The organism is Tistrella bauzanensis (genome assembly GCF_014636235.1).
GTDB classification, from domain to species: Bacteria; Pseudomonadota; Alphaproteobacteria; order Tistrellales; family Tistrellaceae; genus Tistrella; species Tistrella bauzanensis.
Genome location: NZ_BMDZ01000059.1, coordinates 1 through 22,953, shown reverse-complemented (window position 1 = coordinate 22,953; position 22,953 = coordinate 1). Strand labels below are relative to the sequence as shown.

The window sequence follows — 22,953 nt, the reverse complement described above, 5'->3', positions numbered from 1 at the left end:
ATGATGAACCTGGCCGACGTCGCGGTTCTGGTGGAAGCGGTTCATGGCGGCAGCCTGGCAGGGGCTGCCCGTCGCCTGGGGGTGGCGCCGATGGTGGCGTCGCGGCGGCTGGCGGCGCTGGAAGACGAACTGGGCGTGCGTCTTGTTCACCGGACCACCCGCGCCCTGTCGCTGACCACCGCCGGCGCGGCGTTCTTTCCCTATGCCGAGGCGATGCTTGAGAACGAAGCCGACGGACGGGCGTCGGTCAGGCCATCGGATGCCGGCGCGTCGGGGCTGCTGCGGGTCACGGCATCGGTGCCGTTCGGCCGCAAGGTGGTGACGCCGATGATTGCTGGATTCCTGACCGCCAACCCGGAGGTGCGCGTCGATCTGCTGCTGTCGGATCGTGTGGTCGATATCGTGGCGCAGGGCATCGACCTGGCGCTGCGCATTGCGCCCTTGCGCGACAACACGCTGATTGCCCGCCGGCTGGCCCCCAATCCACGCGCGCTCTATGCCGCCCCCGGCTATGTCGCCGCCCATGGCGCGCCGGGCCGGATGGCTGATCTGGCCCGGCATGTCTGCCTTGCCCTGACCGATACCAGCCACTGGCAGTTCCAGTGCAATGGCGAGACCACACGCCAGCGGATCACGGGCCGCTTCACCGCCAGCTCGATCGATGCCCTGCACCGGGCCTGCCTCGACGGCATCGGCATCGCCCTGCTATCGGCCTGGAACACTGCCGATGATGTCGCGGCCGGCCGGCTGGTCGCGCTGCCGCTGGCCGATACCGAGCCCGAGCCCTGGGCGATCTGGGCGGTTTATCCCACCAGCCGTTTCGTGCCACCCAAGGTGCGGCTGTTCGTGGCGGCGCTGGAACGGCATCTGGCGACGGTGACAGGGCAGGGTGCGCCATGACATCCGTCCCGGCCTTCCCATGAAAGCGGGGGCCATCGTTGCCGATGGCCCCCGCCTCACGACATCCCCTTCCCCCGAAGCGGATGATCAGGTCCTGTTCCGACGCTCACTGCTTGGCGTTGGCGTCGGCCCAACTCTTCACCAGCTCGTCATAATTGACGGTCTGGGGCTGTTCCTTTTCGTTCTCGATCTTCATCTGCGGCGCGATGGTGCCGTTCTTCTTCGCCTGTTCGTTCCAATAGGCGAGATCATGTTCCTCGTTCAGCTTGGGGCCGAACTCGCCCTGAACGCCGGCGCGTTCCAGGCGGCTCATCACCTTCTCCTGCTCCTCGCACAGTGAATCCATTGCCGCCTGCGCGGTCTTGGCACCCGACGAGGCATCGCCGATCGCCTGCCACCAAAGCTGCGCCAGCTTGGGATAATCAGGCACATTGGTGCCGGTGGGGGTCCACTGGACACGGGCCGGCGAGCGATAGAACTCGACCAGACCGCCCAGTTCAGGCGCCCGCTTGGTGAAGCTGTCGTGGCGGACCGAGGAATCGCGGATGAAGGTCAGGCCGACATGGCTCTTCTTCACGTCGACGGTCTTCGAGGTCACGAACTGCGCATAGAGCCAGGCGGCTTTGGCGCGGTCGGTTGGGGTGGAGGTCATCAGCGTCCAGGAACCGGTGTCCTGATAGCCGAGCTTCATGCCGTCTTTCCAGTACACGCCATGGGGCGAGGGCGCCATGCGCCATTTCGGCGTGCCGTCCGCGTTCACCACCGGCAGGCCGGGCTTCACCATGTCGGCGGTGAAGCCGGTGTACCAGAAGATCTGCTGGGCGATATGGCCCTGCGCCGGAACCGGGCCGGATTCCGAGAAGGTCATGCCCTGGGCCTCCGGCGGGGCATAGGCGTTCATCCAATCCAGATATTTCTGGATCGAATAGACGGCGGCCGGGCCGTTGGTGTCGCCGCCGCGCGCGACGCAGGAACCGGTCGGCTGGCTGTTATCGTTGACCCGGATGCCCCATTCGTCGACCGGGCGGCCGTTGGGCAGGCCCTTGTCGCCATTGCCGGCCATTGACAGCCAGGCGTCGGTGAACCGCCAGCCGAGGGACGGGTCTTTCTTGCCATAATCCATATGGCCATAGACCTTGCGGCCATCCTGCTCGCGCCCGGTGAAGAACTCCGCAATGTCCTCATAGGCCGACCAGTTCACCGGCACGCCCAGTTCGTAGCCATACTTCGCCTTGAAGTCGGCCTTGTTCTTGGCGTCGTTGAACCAGTCATAGCGGAACCAGTAGAGGTTCGCGAACTGCTGGTCGGGCAGTTGATACAGCTTGCCATCGGGCGCGGTGGTGAACGACTTGCCCATGAAGTCGTCGATGTCGAGGCCAGGATTGGTGACGTCCTTGCCCTCGCCCGTCATCCAGTCGGTGAGGTTGCGGACCTGCTTATAGCGCCAATGGGTACCGATCAGATCCGAGTCGTTGACCCATGCGTCGTAGAGATTCTGACCCGTCTGCATCTGGGTCTGGATCTTCTCGACGACGTCGCCTTCCTGGATCAGATCGTGGCTGAGCTTGATGCCGGTGATGGCCGTGAAGGCCGGCGCCAGCACCTTGCTTTCGTATTCATGGGTGGTGATCGTTTCGGAGACGACCTTGATCTCCATGCCCGCGAACGGCTTGGCCGCGTCGACGAACCACTGCATCTCCTTTTCCTGGTCGGCGCGCGAGAGCACCGACTGATCGCCGATCTCCTTGTCGAGAAAGGCTTTCGCCTCCTCCATCCCGGCCCAGGACGGGCCGGCTGCCAGCAGCAGCGCGAAGGCCGCCGTGGACGCCATAAGATGCTTACGCATGTGGTTCCTCCCTCTTGATCAGCCGCGGGCACCAGCAACGGGTGCCCGTCATTGCAGGCAAGTTTGCAGCCGTTGGTTCACAACGGTGGCGGAATTCCGGACAGGCGAGCCCGTGTTGCGGCCGCCTATACGAAACGAAAGACCAGGACGGCATAGACGCCGGAAATCAGTGTCGCCCACCACAGGCTGGCGCCGCCGGCGAGCCCCAGCCATCCCAGATGGATGAAGGCGCTGCCAAGCAGGCTGACGAACAGCCGGTCGCCGCGGGTGGTTTCGAAGCGCAGAACGCCCACCCTCGGATTGCCGCCCGGCCGGGCGTATTCCCACACCGCCATGCCGGCCAGGAAGGTGGCGATGGCGATGAAGAACAGGGCGGTCGGCCAGGTCCAGGCCATCCACGAGAAGTCGAGGCTCATCCCGGGTGCTCCCTCAGACGCGGCCCAGGGCGAAGCCCTTGGCGATGTAGTTGCGCACGAACCAGATCACCAGCGCGCCGGGGATCAGGGTCAGCACGCCGGCGGCGGCCAGCAGGCCCCAGTCCATGCCGGATGCCGAAACGGTGCGGGTCATGGTGGCGGCGATCGGCTTGGCGTCGACCGTGGTCAAGGTCCGTGCCAGCAGCAGTTCCACCCACGAGAACATGAAGCAGAAGAAGGCGGCGACGCCAATCCCGCTGGAAATCAGCGGCAGGAAGATCCGGCCGAAGAAGCGCGGGAAGGAATAGCCGTCGATATAGGCGGTCTCGTCGATCTCCTTGGGCACGCCAGACATGAAGCCTTCCAGAATCCACACGGCCAGCGGCACGTTGAACAGGCAATGCGCCAGCGCCACCGCGATATGGGTGTCGATCAGCCCGAAGGCCGAATAGAGCTGGAAGAAGGGCAGGGCGAACACCGCCGGCGGCGCCATGCGGTTGGTCAGCAGCCAGAAGAACAGATGCTTGTCGCCCAGGAAGCGATAGCGCGAGAAGGCATAGGCCGCGGGCAGCGCCACCGATACCGACACCACCATGTTGATCACCACATAGGTGATCGAATTGATGTAGCCCGAATACCACGAACTGTCGGTGAAGATGATCGCATAATTTCTGAGCGTGGGTTCGTGAGGCCACAAGGTCATGCCGCCGATGATCTCGGCATTGGTCTTGAAGCTCATATTCACGAGCCAGTAGAGCGGCAGCATCAGGAAGATGATGTACAGCACGGGCACGGCCCAGGACCAGCGGGACTTAGTGCCGCGTTTGCGCATGCGGCGGGCGATCTGGTCGTCACGGGCGGTATCGGTGGCCACGGGGGCGGTGGCGGCGCGCGGCATCGGCGTCGTCGTCATGTCACGTCCTCGCGTCGTAATTGGTCATCACGGTGTAGAACGCCCATGACAGCAGCAGCACGATCAGGAAATAAACCAGCGACATCGCGGCGGCGGGGCCAAGGTCGAACTGGCCGATGGCCATCTTCACCAGATCGATCGACATGAAGGTGGTGGAATTGCCGGGGCCGCCACCGGTGACCACGAAGGGCTCGGTATAGATCATGAAGCTGTCCATGAAGCGCAGCAGCACGGCGATCAGCAGCACCCGGTGCATCTTGGGCAACTGGATGTAGCGGAAGATCGCCCAGCGCGAGGCGCCATCGATCTTGGCCGCCTGATAATAGGCATCGGGGATGGAGACCAGACCGGCATAGCAGAGCAGCACCACAAGGCTGGTCCAGTGCCAGACATCCATCACGATGACGGTCACCCAGGCCGAGGTCGAATCCTGGACATAGTTATAGGATATGCCGAGCGCTTCCAGCGTATGGCCCAGCAGGCCGATATCGGTGCGCCCGAAGACCTGCCAGATGGTGCCGACGACATTCCATGGCACCAGCAGCGGCAGAGCCATCAGCACCAGACAGACCGGCACGCCCCAGCCCTTTTTCGGCATGTTCAGCGCGATGACGATGCCCAGCGGCACCTCGATCGCCAGGATGACCAGCGAGAAGATCAGGTTGCGGACCATCGAGTCCCAGAACCGCTGCGAGTTCAGGATCTCTTCGAACCATTCGGTACCAGCCCAGAAGAATTCATTGCGCCCGAACGTGTCCTGGACCGAATAGTTCACCACCGTCATCAGCGGGATCACCGCCGAGAAGGCCACCAGCACCAGCACCGGCAGCACCATGAACCAGGCCTTGTTGTTCCAGGTCTTTTCCATGGGGTCAGGCTCCTGTGGCAGCGGGCGGGGTGGCGACCCGCCAACTGTCGGCATAGAGGTTGATGCCCTGCGGGTCGAACAGCACCCGCGGTTCGGCCGGAATCGTGTCGTCCTCTGGCAGTACCGCCGCGATCTCCAGCCCTTCCACCAGGGCGCGGACGATGCGGTGGCGGCCGATATCCTCGACCTTGGTGATCCGGGCGGGCATGCCGGAGGTGCCCAGGCGGACATATTCGGGGCGCACGCCCAGTTCCAGCACGGCGCCGGCCTTCACGCCCGGCGCGCCCGGCAGGCCGATGATCTGGCTGCCCAGATGCGCCACCTGTCCGTTCACCGTCACCGGGATCACATTCATGCCGGGCGATCCGATGAAATAGCCGACGAAGGTATGGGCCGGACGTTCGAACAGTTCTTCGGGCGTGCCGATCTGCACGATCTCACCCTGATACATCACCACCACTTTGTCGGCGAAGGTCAGCGCCTCGGTCTGGTCGTGGGTGACATAGATCATGGTGAAGCCGAAACGCTTGTGCAGTTGCTTCAACTGGGTCCGCAGCACCCATTTCATATGCGGGTCGATCACGGTCAGCGGTTCGTCGAACAGGATCGCGTTCACATCCGACCGCACCAGCCCGCGCCCCAGCGAAATCTTCTGCTTCTGATCGGCGGTCAGCCCGCGCGCCTTCTTCCGCGCGCCATCGCTCAGGTCGATCATCTCAAGGATTTCACGCACCCGCGTGTCGACGTCATGTTCCGGCACGCCGCGATTGCGCAAGGGAAAGGCCAGATTGTCATAGACGGTCATGGTGTCGTAGACGACCGGGAACTGGAACACCTGTGCGATGTTGCGTTCCTCGGTCGACAGATCGGTGACATCGCGGCCGTCGAACAGGATGCGCCCTTCCGACGGTCGCAGCAGCCCTGAAATAATGTTCAGCAGCGTGGTCTTGCCGCAGCCCGAAGGCCCGAGCAGGGCATAGGCGCCGCCGTCATTCCAGCGATGATGCACTTCCTTCAGCGCATAATCGGCGTCGGTTTTCGGGGCCGGGCCATAGGCGTGGCGGATATGATCGAGGTCGATACAGGCCATGGGTCTTGTCCTCTCCCTCGCTCAGCCGGCACGGATATTGACAGGGATGGTCCCGGCCGTGGCGGCACCTGTGGCGGTGCTGCCGACCGCACGCCCGGCGGCATCGAAGATCATGATGTGCCGCGGGTCCAGGAACACCTCGATCGGGTCGCCGATCTGATGATCGTGAATGCCGGGGGCGATCATCACCCAGCGCTCGCCGGCGAAATCGAGATGCACGAAGCTCTCCGAGCCGTTGAACTCGGTGACGAAGGCCGTGGCCTGGAAGGCCGCGGCATCCGGGCCGGGGCGCCTGGCCACCAGATGATGCGGCCGGAACCCCGCCGTGTAGCGGCCATCGGCCAACCCCGACAGGCCGGCCGGCAGGACCAGAGACTGACCGCCGCGATCGAGGGTGAAGTGCTGCCCGCGTTTGGTGATCGCCAGCGTGTTGAGTGGCGGGTCCGAGAAGGTCTGGGCGGTGATCAGATCGGCCGGGCGGCGGAAGACCTCGATCGTGGGGCCGAACTGGGTGATGCGGCCTTCCGACAGCGTGGCGGTGTTGCCGCCCAGCAGCAGAGCCTCGGACGGCTCGGTGGTTGCGTAAACGAAAATCGCGCCGGATTCGGCGAAGATCTTCGGCAGTTCGGTGCGAAGCTCTTCGCGCAGCTTGTAGTCCAGATTGGCCAGCGGTTCATCGAGCAGCACCAGACCGGCATTCTTGACGATGGCGCGGGCAAGGGCGGTGCGCTGCTGCTGGCCACCCGACAGGCTGAGCGGCGTGCGGTCCAGATAGGGTGTCAGCTTCAGCAGTTCGGCAGCCTTGCGCACCGCGCGGTCGATGGTGGCGCGGTCGGCGCCCGACAGCTTCATCGGCGAGGCGATGTTCTGATACACGGTCAGCATCGGATAGTTGATGAACTGCTGATAGACCATCGCGATATGGCGCTTCTGCACCGGCACGCCGGTGACGTTGCTGCCATCGAACCACACCTGGCCCCGGGTGGGGCGGTCGAGCCCGGCCATCAGCCGCATGAGGCTGGTCTTGCCGGCAAGCGTCGGCCCCAGCAGCACGTTCAACGTGCCCCGCTCCAGGGCGAGCGAGACATCCGCGACATGGATGTCGTCCCCCACCTGCTTGCTCACGCCCTTCAGTTCAAGCATCGCGCTGTCCCATCCTCCCGGATCTGCGGTGTCGTTCGGCGATGTCGCCGGCCCCTGCCATCAACTCGGCCATCACGGCCGCGCAGCCGGCATGTTCGGCGGCAGTCATGTGCAGGCCGTGTTTGGTGCGCCGCCACAGCACGTCATCGGCGGTGCGCGCCCATTCGTGGTCGATCAGATAGCTAAGCTCCGCCTCGGTCATGCCGGCACCGACATGGCGGCCCAGATCCGCCATCGACCGGGCATCCCCCAGAATCATCCGCGCCCGTGTGCCATATTGCCGCACCAGTCTGCGGCTAAGTGTCGCATCCAGGAAGCGGTAATCCGCCATCAGGGCCCGAACCGCATCGTCATAGCCGGTGGCCGGAAACGCGCCGCCCGGTAGCGGCGCGTCGACGGTCCAGGCCGGCGAGCGTTGGCCCAGAAAGCCCTCGATCTTCTCAAGTGCCGATTCCGCCAGCCGCCGATAGGTGGTGATCTTGCCGCCGAAGATGTTGATCAGCGGCGCGCCGCCATCGGGGTCCGCCTCGGCCTTCAGCACATAGTCGCGGGTGGCTTCCTGTGCCTTCGATGCACCGTCGTCGAACAGCGGCCGCACGCCGGCATAGGTCCAGACGATATCGGCGCGGCGCACCGGTTCGGCGAAATATTCACTGGCCGCCGCACACAGATAATCGATCTCGCCATCGGTGACCGCGATCGTCTGCGGATCGCCGGTGAAATCCTGGTCGGTGGTGCCGATCAGGGTGAAGTCGTCTTCATAGGGAATGGCGAAGATGATCCGGCCATCCCGGTTCTGGAAGAAATAGGCGCGGGGATCATCGAACTTACGTCGCACCACGATATGGCTGCCCTGGACCAGCCGGACATTGTGCACGTCATTGCGCGACAACGTTCCGGTCAGCACCTGATCGACCCAGGGACCGGCGGCATTGACCAGCAGGCGTGCGGTCAGCTCGCGGCGATCGGCGGGATCGGTCAGGCTTTGCAGCGTGACGACCCAGTGCCCGGCGTCGCGCCGGGCGGCCACTACTTTGGTGCGGGTGAACACACGGGCGCCGCGCTCGGCGGCATCGATGGCGTTCAGCACCACCAGCCGCGCATCATTCACCCAGCAGTCGGAATATTCGAAAGCAGTTCGGAACAGCGGCTTCAGTGGTTTCGCCGCGGGATCGGTTCGAAGATCCAGCGTGCGGGTGGCCGGCAATTGCCGGCGGCCGCCGATATGATCATACAGGAACAGGCCCAGGCGCAGCAGCCAGCGCGGGCGCAGGCCCTTGTGATGCGGCAGCACGAAGCGCATCGGCCAGATGATGTGCGGGGCGTTTCGCCACAGCACCTCACGCTCCATCAGCGCCTCGCGTACCAGCCTGAATTCATAGAATTCCAGATAGCGCAGGCCGCCATGGATCAGCTTCGTGGACCCTGACGAGGTGCCGGAGGCGAGGTCGTTCATTTCCGCCAGCGCCACCGAAAACCCACGGCCCACGGCATCGCGGGCAATGCCGCAGCCGTTTATGCCGCCGCCGATGACAAAGATGTCATGGACCGGATCGCCCGCCACCAGTATCCCTCCCCAGGCTTTCGCAATGCAGCATTCTATGTGCTGTTCGAAAGTCTGTAGAGGTTATTGCGAAACAAATACGAATGTCAAACGAAAGGATGTGCTCAATGACCTTCACGGCCCGACGGCGCCGGTTTCGCGCCTCGGGATATCGTCAATCCGTGATGGGAAAAGTCGCCGGCCGATCGGTCCGTGCTGTCAGCCTGCCGCGGTGAACCGCCCGTCGGCCATGCGCAGCACCTGATCGGCCGTCTCCAGCAGGGCCGGGCGATGCGTGATCACGATCACCGTGGCCTCGCCCTTCAGGGCGGTCAGCATGTCGCGGATGCCGGCCTCAGTCGCTGTATCCAGCGCACTGGTCGGTTCGTCCAGCAGCAGCAGCCTTGGCCGGCGCAGCAGGGCGCGGGCCAGGGTCACCCGCTGGCGTTCTCCCCCCGACAGGCGGCTGCCGCGATCGCCCAGCGGTGTGTCCAGCCCCTGCGGCAGCCCGGCGAGCACCGGGGTCAGGCCTGCCAGATCCAGCATGCGGATCAAGGCTTCGTCGTCGACCGCATGACGATCGGGGTCTGCCGACCAGATCAGATTGTCGCGCAGACTGGCATCGGTGAGGAAGGGTTCCTGCGGCACCCAGCCAACCTGGCGTCGCCAGGTGGCGGCCAGCGCCTCGCCAAGCGGCGCGCCATCGATGCTGACCACGCCGCGATCCGGGGGCAGCAGACCCAGCAGCAGATCGATCAGCGTGGTTTTGCCGGCGCCGGACGGGCCGACCACGGCAGTGATCTGTCCGGCGGGAAACACGGCACTGGCACCGTTCAGTACCATCTGGCCAGTCGAATCGCTGTCTTTGGGCCGTGGTGCATTGCCGCCAGTCAGCAGGCTATGTGCATCGGGTTGGTGAGCCAGACAGACATTGTCCAGGCGCAGGCTTGGCGCATGGTCTGGAACAGTCATGGCCGGCGGCGGCATACCCTCCCGGCCGGACGGACCATTCAGGCGCCGCTCAGTTGAATTCAGCGCCACCAGTGCCGGCAGCATATGGGCGACGCGCTGGGCCGATTGCTGGAACTCCTGTGCCATCGGTAGCAACCTGGCGCAGATCACCGCCAGCAGGATCAACTCCGGCCCCGGCACTTTCAGAATCAGCGCGCCCGTCACCACCAGGGCGGACAGGGCGATGACGCCGACCACCTGCATGCCAAGCCGGGCATTGGCGCTGGCGCGGATGAAGGACAGCATGCCGAGCCCGGTGGCACGGAGGGCGGTGGCGGACACATCGGCATGGCGCGCCTCGACACCTTGGCCCTTTGCGGGCTTCAGCCCGTCGAGGAAGTCGCGAACCTCCCGCGATGCGGCGGCATGAAGACCGGTTTGTCTGGTGCCCTGGGCGAAGCTCGATTTCGACCGGCGGCGCACGGCGAGTGCACTCAATCCACCGATCGTCAGTGCGGCGAGGGTGAGTGTCGGGCTGATCAGGGCCGCGACCACGATCTGCGCGGTCGCCATGATGGCCAGCGCCGGCAGGCGCAGCAGCATGATCGTGCCGGTCACCATCCGGTCGACTTCAGTTGTCAGCAAGCCAAGCAGGTGGCCACGTGGTTCAGAGGCAAGCACCCGCCAGGGTGCGCGTGCTGCCGCATTGAACAGGTCGCCGCGCAATTGGGCCGCCAGATCGACTGTCAGGTGAAAGCTGTGCACCTCGCGGCCGTATAGCAGCAAGCCGCGAATGACGGTCAGCACCACAAAGACCGACAGTACGGCGATCAGGCCGGTGGCGGGATCCAGCGTCGCAATCAGCCTGTCGAGCGAGGTGAAACCAGTGCCGGTACTGGTGCTGAGTTCCGCAGGCACGTCACCGCCTGGCAGTTGAATCATGCGCAGAAGCGGCAGCAGCAAGGCCAGCCCCAGGCTTTCCGATACGGCCGCGCCAAGCTGGAGGCTGGCGAGGCTGGCCACACGTCGGCGACCGCCGGCACGGAGCAGGCGGCGGAGGAGGTCGCGGAACGCCGCGCCGGACGTCATGGTCATGTCGCGCTGTGCCATCCCAGGCGGTGAGTGATGTGGTGACGGGCCGACCGCCAGCCACGGATCGCGGGATAGAGCCAGAGCCAGCGGTCGCCGAGACGGGAGGTTTCGAGTCCGCCGGGGAAATTCAGGTCCAACGCAATCTGTGTCACCAGGAATCCCGGCTCTCGCCGCAGCCGATAGCTGTGCAGCACCATACGCAGGGCGAAGCGCCTGTCCTTGGCGAGCCCGACCGCCGATGCATCGTGATGATGCAGTGCTTCAAGCGCGAAGGTGTCGAGCGCCGCCCGTCGTGGCGCATGGGCCACCCGGTCGGTTTCTTCGGGCGTGAGGGGGATGGCGAAAAGGCGATGTGCCAGCGACAGGGCGTGATCGAAGACCGGCCCCACACCCATCTCGCGGGCCAGCGCCGCTGCCACCCGGCGGTCTTCTGGCGATGTGGCGCAGAACACCGCCGCAAAATCCGCCACCCATTTAAGCCGGAACCAGGCATGGTAGCTGCCATGGGCTGCAAGATAGACCAGCTGCAGCAGGTTGCCGATCATCGGGATCTCGACCCCGTCGACCTGCTCGATGTGACGGCCCTGCCACAAGCTGTCGAAATCGAAGGGAAGCAACTTCCAGTTGTCGAAGATCCGCCAGTGGCACTCGATCATCGTGCCGCCTTCCCTGGCCAGGAAGCCCGAGTCCTTGCGCCATTTGCGGTAATGCGCCACCCAGGCCGGCCGCCAATCGGCGGGAGGCAGGAAGCGGCGATAGTTGAGCCCGGCGATCACCGCCTCGGCCTCGTCGATCCGGGCTGGATCAACCAGCACGTCCAGATCGTTCGACAGCCGTAATTCCGGGCGGACCATATAGCGATGGCCGAGCATGGTGCCCTTCAGCGCCATCGCCCTGATACCGCGTGCCTGCAAGGCCGTCAGCACTTGCAGCAGCAGATCCATCTGCTTGCGCTGGGCCTGGATGGCCAGCATGGTGGCGCGGATAAGGTTACCTTTCAGATGTGCGGGCATGGCATGGCCCGCTGCCTTCAGCAGGGCGGGGGATGCCAACCCCTGGACGCGGTGGCGGGCGAGCAGCCGCGCCGCCTCTCCCCAATCACCAAGCACGCCGTCTGGCCCCAGGTCGACGGGCCGTGACGCCGCTGCGACCGGGCCACCGATACCCTGCGCGACGGCGACAGCCAACGCTGCCAATCCCGGATCGATCCGGCTTTCCGTCATCCCGTTTACCCCCGTCGATCAGTCATCGAATGCCTGTTGCGGCGCAACTCTGGCCCAAGCGGATACGAGGGGCAAGCGCAAGCTGCACCAACCGCGGCAGCATTCGACAGGACGGTGGGGCGCAATGCGTGATCGGCCGTGTGGCCTGTCTCGGTGCTACTCGCGCGCCGCCGGCTTCACCCCGCCCTTCCGGCCGAGCCCAAAGCCCACACGATACAGATCGGGCATATTGATCCGGCCGTCGCGCATCCGCTGAAACAGGCCGAGCTTCTCAAGGTCGTCCCGCACGCCCTCGGGCCCCTGATCGAGATGTTCCGGGGGCAGCCGGTCACCCTGATAGTGATCCTTGTCGAGAACCTGAGCCGCGGTCCAGCGCCCGACGATATCGTCAAACGTGCAGGGAACGCTCATGCCCTTCAGCGGCCCCATCAGATGGCGGATCCATGGATAATCCTCGGCCATTTCATCGACCCGGATCTGCGACGCGGCGCGGACGCCGGATTTGATCGCCTCATAATGCAGCGGGCTGTCATGCCCCTGGTATGTCTCTTCGCTATGCACGGCGGCATGGCGGATGGCGGCGAGAAACGAGCGGGGCGAGGCGCGGCCGCGGCTGTCGGAGAGGTGGCTGACCACCCAGGTATAGGTGTTTCCCCGCCGACGATCACGGCCCATGTACTGCCCGGCGAGGCGGGCGAAGGCCGTCTTCTGAAGATCTTCATCCGTCCTCAGCCGGCGCGGCACCTCGCGAACCGGCGCGTTGCTGTCGGCCGGGCAGCCGATGTCGCGCAGCAGGTCCAGAACCGGTACGACCTCGGCCGCCGGACCATCGATCAGATACCGCCAGGACGGCCCGACCTTGGTTGCCGGCGCATTGATCAGATACTGCCAGAGCAGCCCATGCAGATCGCGGCTGCCCCAGGTCAGATCCGCGCGGGTTGCCAGAAGTTTCGACGCGTCGGTGAAATCCTTGATTCCCCGCCCTTCGAACTGGTCGTCTCTCAGGAAGACCTTGGCATGCAGATGCCGATAGGGGCGCAGGTCGAGCACGACGCGCAGCAGGTCGCGCACGATCTGGTCGGTCGTGCGCCAGTCATTGCTGGCACGGTCGAGCGCGTCGAACATCAGCAGACCCTGGCGGGACTGCCGGCCCAACAGATCGTCGGCGCGTTCGAGCCGCCTGGCATAGGTCTCAGGGTTATCGGCGACGGACCGCACCGTGTCCATCCAGTCGCCTTGCGGCGCGCCCTGATCGAGCAGCCGGCCGATCCACCGGGCACAGACCGCACGCCAGACATTATAGGGGCTCAGCCCGGTATCCGGCGCGATCAGGCGGGCGAATGTATCCCGGTCGGGGGCATGGTCGATGCTGACCCCGATGCCGAAGCCGGTTCCAACGTCTATATTCGCGATGGATTGGACCTTGCCCGCAAGATGGTTGCGGACGCTGCCATTGCGCAGTGCTTCCCACCAGAAGGTCTTGCCGACGCCCCGCGCGCCGATGACCAGGCTGCAATCCAGCGCCAACGCCTTGGCATGCGCGCTTGGGACATAGACATGGGCCGGATCAGGTGAGCCGCCATCCTGAGATTGAACCTCCGGCAGTCCCGCGATCAATGCCTGTCGAAGCAGGGCAGCCGTCATTTCGGTCAGTCCTCTGGGGTGATCTGGGCATCCAGACCATGCAGCAGTTCACCGAATACCGCACGCAGCCGGTCATCGTCCACAATCAGTTCGCCGCCATGCAACCGTTCCAGGGCAGCGAAGCCGCGATGCCAGTCGATGGCCCATGGTGCATGCGGCGCCTGCTGGTCGTCGAGATCGAAACTGAAGTCGGGCTCTTCTCCAGGCAGGGCTTCGTCATAAAGCCCGGCCGTGAACAGATTCCAGGCCTCCTGCCGCAGCGCATCGAGATAGTCGGCTCTACCGGTTTCCGGCACCATGCCGGCCACGATCTGCAAGCGCTCGCGGATCTGCGGGGCCACGCCAGACCGTTGCCAGTGCTGGAACAGGATCTTGTACCCGGTCCATGTCTGGGTGCCGTGGATCGCGAACAGACAGACCAGTCGCGCGCCCAGATCGGTGACGACGGCGGATGCGGTCTCATCGATCCCGGAGCGGCTGTCGATCAGCACGATATCGGGGTTGAGGCGCGTTTCCAAAGTATCGAGCAGACGTCGCAGGCGCTGCGGCCAGGATTCCATCTCGCGGTTGGCCAGGGATTTCGGCATCCAGACGCGGCCAAGCTTGAGAACATAGTCGCCCGGTTCGCTACCATGGGCCGGCACCACACGGATGTCGCCCTGATCCGACAGATTGCTGCGGGCGACCATGTCGGTCAGCAGGAGATCGCCATTATCGACCAGATCCTCGACCATCCAGTCGGTGATGCCGTAGGTCGGCCGCCGATCATCTGGCAGCAGCGCTGACGACAACCCTGGACTTTCGAGGTCGAGGTCGATCACCAGAACCCGGCGACCGGCTTCGGCGAGATGCCGGGCGGCGGCGGCAAGTGCGGTCGAGCGGCCGACACCGCCCTTGATCGAGAAGAACACCACCCGTTGCGCGGTGCCGCAGGATGCCGGCTCAACCGTGCCCCAGCGCGTGCCAGTGGCCAGACGGTCGACGATGCGGCATCCGGGCAGGCCGGGAAGGACACGGGTCAGGCCGGATGCGGCAATGGCATCCAGATCTGGTTCATAGAGAATGAATGGTCCGGAGACAGGGATATGCGGGTTTAAAAGATTGCGCAGATCACTTGACAGGCCGCTGAGTAGCGCTTGCGCGGCATCATCGTGTTCCAGTCGCTCTTCAACGATCAGGCGGACACGGCCATTCAGATCCCGATTGATGAGGATCGGGAAGATGCTGGAAAAGGCACTTCGATTGAAATATAGCCAATCAGAAACAATGTCTTCGATGCCGTCGAAAACCATCATGTCAGCAATCCATCCTGTCGTGCTGACCTGACGAGGGTGCGAATCGCACCAGCCGCTTGTGCATGGGCATCGACCCGGGACTGTGCGAATCCTGTGCCGTTTGCATAGCGCTGGGAGGCATGCCAGTCGTCGAAAGCCGTTGTCGACGTGATCGTATACGCGGCTGCACTCGGATGCCGGGAATTGCTGCGATAGGACTCATAGCGCTGGAACAGCCGGTCTATATGCTCCCGATCCTTCCGGTCAACAGGCCCATCGGTTCCCATCGTCATGCCGAAGCACACCATCAGCGCCTTCAGTCCGCATTCGGCACTGAATCCATAAAGGTGATCGGCATTCGGCAGCCGCCCGGCAGACGATAGTGATCTTGCGTCCTGCCAATGCCGTTCATGGGCGTCGGCGAAATCGGGCGGCATAACGGCCTGGGTCGGATTGGCCATGAGGCGGCATCCTTGAGGTGATCCGAATCCTGCCTCCTGTCTACCATGAATGATGCGCGGTCACCAATCGCGCCGTCGAACGCTCAACCGTCGAACGCTCAATGGCTGAACATCCACGGCCGCTTCGACGGAAAGGTCTTCATCGCCGGTTTGTCCGCCGTGGCGGTGAAGCCTTTCGCCGATCCGCCATGATTGCAGCCGGCGCCGCAGACATGGGATGTGCGGCGCGGTTCGTGCGCTGAGCGTTCATTGGTGGCGTGGGCCGCCAAAGCCGCCCTGGACATGCCGGCGAGGCGCGGGGCGGTGATCCGGCGCGGGGCGGCGGCACCGCAGCGCGGGCAGGTGCCGTGGGCGCCTGCCTCCGCCATCGGGCGGAAGGCATCGAAGGCGGTGTCGCAGGCGGTGCAGGCGTAATCATAGAGCGGCATCGGGGGCATCTCCCGGGGTGAATGACGGGCACCTGCCCCGGCGTATCATGGCGCGCCGGGGCAGGTGTGGTGTCAGACAAGGATAGTCAGGCCTTGTCCTTCCAGAAGGCGATCGGCAGTTCGGCGCCCTCCACCGCCTTGAACGGGCCGGCGGCTGTGGGTGAGGGGTCGAAATCGAAGATCTCGGTGGGCAGGAACAATGTCGCGCAGGCGTTCGGAACATCGACCACGCCCGAGATCTTGCCCTCGATCGGCGCGGTGCCCAGAATGGAATAGGCCTGACCGCGCGAATAGCCGAATTTGGTCATGTATTCGATGGCGTTCAGACAGGCCTGGCGATAGGCGATGTGAACGTCGAGGTAATGCTGCTTGCCGGCCTCGTCGACCGAGATGCCTTCGAAGATCAGATAGTCGTTATAGGTCGGCTTGATCGGGCTGGGTTTGAACACCGGGTTCTTGATGCCGTATTTGGCCATGCCGCTCTTGATCAGATCGACCTTCAGATGCGCCCAGCCCGGCATCTCGATGGCGCCACAGAAGGTGATCTCGCCATCGCCCTGGCTGAAATGCAGATCGCCCATCGACAGCCCGGCGCCATCGACATAGACCGGGAAGTAGATCTTGCAGCCGCGCGACAGATCCTTGATGTCGCAATTGCCGCCATGCTCGCGTGGCGGCACGGTGCGGGCGCCGGTGGCGGCCGCGGCTTCCGAGGCCGATCCCTTCAGCCGGCCCATATGGGCGGTGGGGGCATAGGGCAGGTTGGCGAGGCCGGGCACGCGGGTGGGGTCGGTATCGAACAGCGCCTTCTCGCGGACATTCCACTCATCGAGCAGCTTGTGCGAGGGCAGGCAGCCGATCAGGCCGGGATGGATCAGCCCCGCGAAACGCACGCCCGGAATATGGCGCGATTTGGCGAACAGGCCCTCGAAATCCCAGATCGACTTGCGGGCATCGGGGAAATGCTCGGTCAGGAAGCCGCCGCCGTTTTCCTTGGCGAAGACGCCGTTGAAGCCCCAATCGGCGCCGGGCAGCGTGCCGATGTCGAGGATTTCCACCACCAGCAGGTCGCCCGGCTCGGCGCCCTTCACGCCCACCGGCCCCGACAGGAAATGAACCTGCGACAGATCGACGTCGCGGACATCGGCGGCGTCGTCGTCGTTGTTGATCTGGCCGCCGGTCCAGTCGAAGCATTCCAGCTTGAAGTCATCACCCGGGCTGACCCAGGCGACCATCGGAATATCCGGGTGCCAACGGTTGTGGACGTTCTCGTTGTCATATGCCGAGCTGGCGAGATCCACCTTGACGAGCGTTTCAGTCATGCGGGCGCTCCGTATCTGTCGGATTGCGGGATGAAGTGCGTATGAGGGGTGGCGGAAAGCTGTGCGGAAGGATGTGCGGGCGAGCGGGGCCGGCTCAGACCGACAGGTAGGCGGAGATCCTGGCCTCGTTCACATCGGCGCGGCGGTCTTCATGGACCAGCCGGCCGTTCTCGATCACCAGGAAGCGATCGGCGGTGTCGAGCGCGAAGCTCAGCACCTGTTCCGAGACCAGGATGGTCAGGTTCATCATGTCGCGGATCTCGCGCAGCGACCGCGCCATGTCCTTGATGATCGAGGGTTGGATGCCCTCGGTCGGCTCGTCGAGCAGCAGAACCGAGGGTTCCGCCACCAGCGCGCGGGCGATGGCGAGCTGCTGCTGCTGGCCGCCCGACAGATTGCCCCCCCGGCGGCGGCGCATCTCGTGCAACACCGGGAACAGGCTGAAGATGTCGTCGGGTATGCGGGTACGGCCACGGGCGACCAGGCCGGTGCGGATGTTCTCCTCCACCGTCAGCGCCGGAAAGATCATCCGGCCCTGAGGCACAAAGGCGAGGCCGCGGCGCACCCGCTCATGCGGCTCGGTGCCGGCAAGCTGGGTGTCGCCAAGCTGGATCCGGCCGCCGCGCGTGGGCAGGATGCCGATCAGCGACTTCATCAGCGTGGTCTTGCCCATGCCGTTGCGGCCCATGATCGCGACGATCTCGCCCCTGGCCGCCTGCAGGCTGAGCCCGTGCAGCACTTCCGACTGGCCATAGGCGACAGTCAGGTCATCGACAGTCAACATCATCGGTCTCCCATCATCATTCGGACACAAGGCAGGTTTCGGTACGAGCGATCCAGATCGCGCCCGGCGTGCAGAATGGCCGGCGTGATCAGTGTCCGAGATACACTTCGATGACCTTCGGATCGGACTGAACCTTGTCGATGTCGCCTTCCGACAGGATCCGGCCCTGATGAAGCACGGTGATCTTGTGGGCGATGTCCTTGACGAAGTTCATATCGTGCTCGATGACGATCACCGAGCGGTTGCGGGTGATGCGGTTCAGCAGATCGGCGGTCTTGATCCGCTCGGCGACGCTCATGCCGGCCACCGGCTCGTCGAGCATCATCAGCGCCGGGTCCTGGATCAGCAGCATGCCGATCTCCAGCCACTGCTTCTGGCCATGGGCGAGTTCGTCGCCGCGCCTTGTCAGTTGATCGGCCAGGAAGATCTCCTCGGCGATCCGGGTCACCCGTTCCACCACCGCGGCATCGCGGCGGAAACCCAGCGCCTTGAACACATGGCGGGTGCCGGGAATGGAGAGTTCCAGGTTCTCGAACACCGTCAGGTCTTCATAGATCGATGGGGTCTGGAACTTGCGGCCGACGCCTGAGCGGACGATTTCATGTTCCGACATCTTCGTCAGTTCCCGGCCCTCGAACCGGATCGAGCCGGCGGTGGCGCGGGTCTTGCCGCAGATCAGGTCGAGCACCGTGGTCTTGCCGGCGCCATTGGGGCCGATGATCACCCGGATCTCGTTGCGGTCGACATAGAACGACAGGTCATCGACCGCCTTGAAGCCGTCGAAGGATACGGTCAGCCCCTCGACCGCGAGCAGGAAATCGTTGTTGGTGGCGGCGACGCCGGTTGCGGTGGCAGCGTTCATGACGGAGGCTCCTTCACTCGCCCGGGGCCGGCGCCGTCGGGCCGGCCGGCGCCGTGGCGGACGGCTTGCGGCTGACCAGGCGGATCAGCGATGGCTGGACATATTGCTGCCAGAGCCCGGCCAACCCCTGCGGGAAGGCCACGACCACGCCGATGAACAGCGCGCCCATCGCGAACAGCCAGAGTTCGGGGAAGCTTTCCGAGAACACGGTCTTGGCGTAGTTGACGATCAGCGCGCCATAGGCGGCGCCCAGCAGCGACAGCCGCCCGCCCAGTGCGCAGAACACCACCATCTCGATCGAGGGCACGATGCCGACGAAGCTTGGCGACATGAAGCCGACCTGAAGCGTGAACATCGCGCCGCCGATGCCAGAGAAGGCGGCCGCCACGCAGAAGATGAAGGTCTTGTAGGCGGCGACGTCATAGCCGGTGAACCGCACCCGGTCTTCCTTGTCGCGCAGCGCCACCAGGATGCGGCCGATCTTGCCGTTCTTGATGAACTGCCCGGCCAGGATCACCGCGATCAGCAGAAAGCCGTTCAGGTAATAGAGAATGTACTTCGCGCTGTCGTCGCGGATATCCCAGCCGAGCAGGGTGCGCAGGTCGGTGATGCCGTTGATGCCGCCGGTCAGGCCCTGCTGGCCGACGATCAGGATGGTGAGGATCGAGGCCACGGCCTGGGTGATGATGGCGAAATACACGCCACCTACCCGGCGCTTGAACAGCATGGCGCCCAGGATATAGGCGAAGATGGTCGGCAGGGCGATGATGGCGATGATGGTGAAGCCCAGATTGTGGAACGGTTCCCAGAACCAGGGCAGTTCGGTGATCTGGTTCCAGTCCATGAAATCGGGAATGCCGGGGGTGGACTGGATGGCGGTGGCCTCGGGCGACGACGCCTCAAGCTTCAGGAACATGGCCATGGCATAACCGCCCAGGCCGAAGAACACGCCCTGGCCCAGCGACAGCACGCCGCCAAGCCCCCAGCACAGCACCAGCCCCACCGCCACGAAGGCATAGGTCAGGTATTTGCCGACATTGTTCAGCCGGAACAGATCGAGCGCCGCCGGCAGCACCAGCAGGATCAGGGCCGCGAAGATCAGCAGGCCGATCATGTCGCGTCTGGTGCCGAACATCAGCGCCAGCCGGGACGGGGTGGGGATGGTGGGGGCGGTTGCCCCCGGATTGAGAGTGCTCTGGCTCATCGCGTCAGGCCTTCCGCACTTTGAGGACGAACAGGCCCTGCGGGCGGATCAGCAGGATCAGGACCACGACCAGCAGCGTGAACACCTTGGCCATGCTGCCCGACAGGAAGAATTCCAGCGTCGATTGCGACTGCGAGATGGTCAGCGCCGATGCGATGGTGCCAAGCAGGCTCTGCGCGCCGCCGAAGACCACGACCAGGAAGGTGTCGACGATATAGAGCTGGCCCGAGGTCGGCCCGGTGGAGCCGATCATGGTGAAGGCCGATCCGGCGACGCCGGCGATGCCGCAGCCCAGCGCGAAGGTCATGGCGTCGACCCTGCGGCCGTTGATGCCGGCGGCGCCGGCCATCACCCGGTTCTGGGTGACCGCGCGCACCTGAAGCCCCCAGGACGAGCGGAACATCAGCAAGAAGACGATGCCCGAGATCACCAGGGTCAGCGCCATCACGAACAGGCCGTTGATCGGCACCTCGATGGTGTCGGAGAGCGGCAGCGCGCCCATCATCCAGTCGGGCAGCGACACACCGACCTCGCGGGCGCCGAATACCGAGCGATAGGTCTGTTGCAGGATCAGCGACACGCCCCAGGTGGCGAGCAATGTGTCGAGCGGTCGCTTGTATAGATGGCGGATCAGCGCCCATTCCATCAGCAGGCCCAGGGCGCCGGCGGTGATGAAGGCAACCAGCATCGCCACGAAGAAGTATCCGGCGAACAGGCCCGGAAAGTATTCGGCGGTGATCGTTGAGGTGAGGTAGGTCATATAGGCGCCGAGGATCATGAACTCGCCATGCGCCATGTTGATGACGCCCATCTGGCCGAAGATGATCGCGAGGCCCAGCGCCATCAGCAGAAAGACCGAGAAGAGGATCAGACCGGCGAAACCCTGCATGGCCAGGATCGAGACCAGCTCAGACGCCGTGTAGCCGTCGAACATGCGGCACCTCCCGAGCGAGCGGCCGGCGCATCCGGGTCAAGGGGCGCGCGGCGCATCGTGGTGGCAAGGATATGGGGGAACGAGAGGGGGCAGGTGGGGTGCCGAAGATCGGAATGGCACCGGAGGGGCGCCGGAGACGGGGGCGGCCGGGGAGGGGCTGCCCGCGTCGTCCGGCGCCCGCTGGCCGCTTACTGATAGCCCTTGGGGAAGGGGTCGGGCTCCATCAGTTCGGCGGTTTCATACAGCACCTCGAACTGGCCGTCGGGCTTGGCCAGGCCGATCCGGGTCTTGCTCCACAGATGGTGGTTGGGGTGGATCTTGACGTAACCTTCCGGCGCCGTGGTCAGCTCGATATCGGGCGAGGCCGCGCGGACCTTGTCGACATCGAAGGAGCCGGCCTTCTCGACCGCGGCCTTCCACAGCCAGGGGCCCAGATAGGCGGCCTGGGTGACGTCGCCGATCACGATGTCTTTGCCCCACATCTCCTTGAACGCGGCCACGAAGGCCGTGTTGTTCGGGTTGTCGAGCGACTGGAAGTACTTCATCGAGGCATAGGCGCCGGCGATGTTCTCGCCACCGATGCCCAGCACTTCATCCTCGGTCACCGAGATGGTCAGCAGGGTCTGCTTCGACAGGTCGACGCCGGCCGCCTTCAACTGCTTGTAGAAGGCGACATTGCTGCCGCCGACAATGATCGCATAGATCACATCGGGCTTGCGCAGCTTGATCTTGTTGATCGCCGAGTTGAACTGGGTGTGGCCCAGGGCGAAATATTCCTCACCCAGCACCTTGGCGCCGTTCATCTCGATATGCTTGCGGGCGATCTTGTTGGAAGTGCGCGGCCAGATATAGTCGGAGCCGAGCAGATAGAAGCTCTTGGCGCCCTTCTCCTTCATCACCCAGTCGATGCCGGCCAGAATCTGCTGGGTGGCTTCCTGGCCGGTGTAGAAGACGTTGGGCGACTCTTCCAGGCCCTCATAGAAGGTCGGGTAATAGAGCAGGCCGTTTTCCTTCTCGAACACCGGCAGCACCGCTTTGCGGCTGGCGGATGTCCAGCAGCCGAACACGGCGGCGGTCTTGTCGCTGACCAGCAGCTTGCGGGCCTTCTCGGCGAAGGTCGGCCAGTCGCTGGCGCCGTCTTCCTGCACGACCTTGATCTGACGGCCCAGAATGCCGCCCGATGCGTTGATCTGGGCGATGGCCAGCTTCTCGGCCTGCACCGACCCGGTCTCGGAAATCGCCATGGTGCCGGTGACCGAGTGCAGGATGCCGACGGTGACCTCGGTATCGGTGACCGCAAGCCCGGTGGTGTTCACCTCGGCGGTGGGCGGTGCAGCATGGGCGGCGCCGGCAAGACCTGCCAGAGCCCCCACGGACGTCATCACGGACACGGCAACGACAGCGGCAAGCCGCTTCAGGCCGAACCGGGGCGCGTGGCCCGTTGAATGGGTCAGGGTCATGTCCCCTCCTGATCGATGGAGCCTCGGGACACGGCCGCCGGGGGAACGGTCCGCATCGCGCCATCAGATGGTCGGGGATTTGCTGCGCTGCGGAAATACGGGGGGGTTGCGTACGTGGGATTGCGGAGGGGGCGCGTGGCCGCTTATGTGCTTCGGAGGACCCCTGATGCCGCGTGGGCGAGATATTATGAAACATAGTTCGCGCGGATGGATAAATTCATCTTCTGCGTTGCCTGATCCGCACTTATCATCCAATTGAGTTGATGTGTCCGGCGCATAGCCAGGGGGGAAATGATGGCCATCGGCAGCAGACTGAAGGAAACATTCAAGAAGGATGGGTTCAAACTGGTCGGATTTGGAACGATATTTTTCCTTCTCGGTTTGGTTGCGGATTTAAGTGCATTGAATGACACATACCAGCGCTTTAAACAGGGGATATTCTTCCATGAAGAGCTATCGAAGAAAATCCCGCTTTATGATGTCGGAAGCGCGTTGCAGCAATATAGATTTTATTCAGAGCCTGTTGCAGAATGGGTCTTCGGAATGTGTCGCGATCGCAGTGAGATCCGCCCTTGAGCCTGCGGCCGGCGCCTGA

At 64.2% G+C, this 22,953-nt stretch carries 21 protein-coding genes; 2 read left to right on the top strand and 19 right to left on the bottom strand.

Translation table 11 applies throughout. From position 1 onward, the window contains the following. Window positions 1–3: 3 nt before the first annotated feature. A complete protein-coding gene (locus IEW15_RS19715) occupies window positions 4–900 on the top strand; it encodes a LysR family transcriptional regulator (RefSeq protein ID WP_188581134.1) in 897 nt (298 codons plus the stop codon). Between the two features lie 106 nt (window positions 901–1,006). On the opposite strand, the gene IEW15_RS19710 is transcribed toward IEW15_RS19715, so the two are convergent. The 19 genes from IEW15_RS19710 to urtA form a co-directional block, all read right to left on the bottom strand. Further along, the gene (locus IEW15_RS19710) at window positions 1,007–2,746 is read right to left on the bottom strand and encodes an ABC transporter substrate-binding protein (RefSeq protein WP_188581132.1); all 1,740 of its coding nucleotides are present in this window, start codon (window positions 2,744–2,746) and stop codon (window positions 1,007–1,009) included. Between the two features lie 125 nt (window positions 2,747–2,871). Further along, complete coding sequence (locus tag IEW15_RS19705; RefSeq protein ID WP_188581129.1) at window positions 2,872–3,162, bottom strand: DUF2160 domain-containing protein; 291 nt, start codon at window positions 3,160–3,162, stop codon at window positions 2,872–2,874. A 13-nt stretch (window positions 3,163–3,175) separates the two neighbouring features. Continuing rightward, entirely contained in the window at window positions 3,176–4,060 is an 885-nt protein-coding gene (locus IEW15_RS19700) for a carbohydrate ABC transporter permease (RefSeq protein WP_188581155.1), read from the bottom strand. A 16-nt stretch (window positions 4,061–4,076) separates the two neighbouring features. Next, the gene (locus tag IEW15_RS19695; protein WP_188581127.1) at window positions 4,077–4,943 is read right to left on the bottom strand and encodes a carbohydrate ABC transporter permease; all 867 of its coding nucleotides are present in this window, start codon (window positions 4,941–4,943) and stop codon (window positions 4,077–4,079) included. 4 nt (window positions 4,944–4,947) lie between these two features. Beyond that, window positions 4,948–6,033 (bottom strand): ABC transporter ATP-binding protein, encoded by a 1,086-nt coding sequence (locus IEW15_RS19690; RefSeq protein ID WP_188581125.1) that lies wholly within the window; start codon window positions 6,031–6,033, stop codon window positions 4,948–4,950. Window positions 6,034–6,054: 21 nt separating this feature from the next. Next, window positions 6,055–7,176: an ABC transporter ATP-binding protein gene (locus tag IEW15_RS19685; RefSeq protein ID WP_188581123.1), complete on the bottom strand. Its 1,122-nt coding sequence runs from the start codon at window positions 7,174–7,176 to the stop codon at window positions 6,055–6,057. Next, window positions 7,169–8,740, bottom strand: a complete 1,572-nt coding sequence (gene glpD / locus IEW15_RS19680) for a glycerol-3-phosphate dehydrogenase (protein ID WP_188581121.1) — start codon at window positions 8,738–8,740, stop codon at window positions 7,169–7,171. Before glpD ends, IEW15_RS19685 begins: the two co-directional genes overlap by 8 nt. Before the next feature lie 198 nt (window positions 8,741–8,938). Further along, window positions 8,939–10,765: an ATP-binding cassette domain-containing protein gene (locus tag IEW15_RS19675; protein WP_188581119.1), complete on the bottom strand. Its 1,827-nt coding sequence runs from the start codon at window positions 10,763–10,765 to the stop codon at window positions 8,939–8,941. Further along, window positions 10,762–11,949 carry a nucleotidyltransferase domain-containing protein gene (locus IEW15_RS19670; RefSeq protein ID WP_229708348.1) on the bottom strand — a complete coding sequence of 396 codons (1,188 nt, stop codon included), beginning with the start codon at window positions 11,947–11,949 and terminating at the stop codon, window positions 10,762–10,764. The genes IEW15_RS19675 and IEW15_RS19670 overlap by 4 nt, the downstream gene beginning before the upstream one ends. A gap of 192 nt (window positions 11,950–12,141) precedes the next feature. Then, on the bottom strand, window positions 12,142–13,629 hold the full coding sequence (locus IEW15_RS19665) for a hypothetical protein (RefSeq protein WP_188581115.1): 1,488 nt from the start codon (window positions 13,627–13,629) through the stop codon (window positions 12,142–12,144). A gap of 5 nt (window positions 13,630–13,634) precedes the next feature. Further along, on the bottom strand, window positions 13,635–14,924 hold the full coding sequence (locus IEW15_RS19660) for a ParA family protein (RefSeq protein WP_188581113.1): 1,290 nt from the start codon (window positions 14,922–14,924) through the stop codon (window positions 13,635–13,637). Then, entirely contained in the window at window positions 14,921–15,364 is a 444-nt protein-coding gene (locus IEW15_RS19655) for a hypothetical protein (protein ID WP_188581110.1), read from the bottom strand. Before IEW15_RS19655 ends, IEW15_RS19660 begins: the two co-directional genes overlap by 4 nt. A gap of 98 nt (window positions 15,365–15,462) precedes the next feature. Next, the gene (locus IEW15_RS19650) at window positions 15,463–15,792 is read right to left on the bottom strand and encodes an FmdB family zinc ribbon protein (protein ID WP_188581106.1); all 330 of its coding nucleotides are present in this window, start codon (window positions 15,790–15,792) and stop codon (window positions 15,463–15,465) included. A gap of 86 nt (window positions 15,793–15,878) precedes the next feature. Next, on the bottom strand, window positions 15,879–17,114 hold the full coding sequence (gene fmdA, locus IEW15_RS19645) for a formamidase (protein ID WP_188581104.1): 1,236 nt from the start codon (window positions 17,112–17,114) through the stop codon (window positions 15,879–15,881). Between the two features lie 94 nt (window positions 17,115–17,208). Further along, complete coding sequence (urtE, locus tag IEW15_RS19640; RefSeq protein WP_188581153.1) at window positions 17,209–17,898, bottom strand: urea ABC transporter ATP-binding subunit UrtE; 690 nt, start codon at window positions 17,896–17,898, stop codon at window positions 17,209–17,211. Window positions 17,899–17,986: 88 nt separating this feature from the next. Beyond that, complete coding sequence (gene urtD, locus IEW15_RS19635; protein WP_188581102.1) at window positions 17,987–18,760, bottom strand: urea ABC transporter ATP-binding protein UrtD; 774 nt, start codon at window positions 18,758–18,760, stop codon at window positions 17,987–17,989. 13 nt (window positions 18,761–18,773) lie between these two features. Next, on the bottom strand, window positions 18,774–19,895 hold the full coding sequence (urtC, locus tag IEW15_RS19630; protein ID WP_229708353.1) for an urea ABC transporter permease subunit UrtC: 1,122 nt from the start codon (window positions 19,893–19,895) through the stop codon (window positions 18,774–18,776). Between the two features lie 73 nt (window positions 19,896–19,968). After that, window positions 19,969–20,898, bottom strand: a complete 930-nt coding sequence (urtB, locus tag IEW15_RS19625; protein WP_188581097.1) for an urea ABC transporter permease subunit UrtB — start codon at window positions 20,896–20,898, stop codon at window positions 19,969–19,971. Between the two features lie 188 nt (window positions 20,899–21,086). Continuing rightward, window positions 21,087–22,280 (bottom strand): urea ABC transporter substrate-binding protein, encoded by a 1,194-nt coding sequence (gene urtA / locus IEW15_RS19620; protein ID WP_188581151.1) that lies wholly within the window; start codon window positions 22,278–22,280, stop codon window positions 21,087–21,089. A 372-nt stretch (window positions 22,281–22,652) separates the two neighbouring features. Here urtA and IEW15_RS19615 point away from each other — a divergent pair, with 372 nt between their 5' ends. Then, on the top strand, window positions 22,653–22,934 hold the full coding sequence (locus IEW15_RS19615) for a hypothetical protein (protein WP_188581095.1): 282 nt from the start codon (window positions 22,653–22,655) through the stop codon (window positions 22,932–22,934). Window positions 22,935–22,953 lie beyond the last annotated feature (19 nt).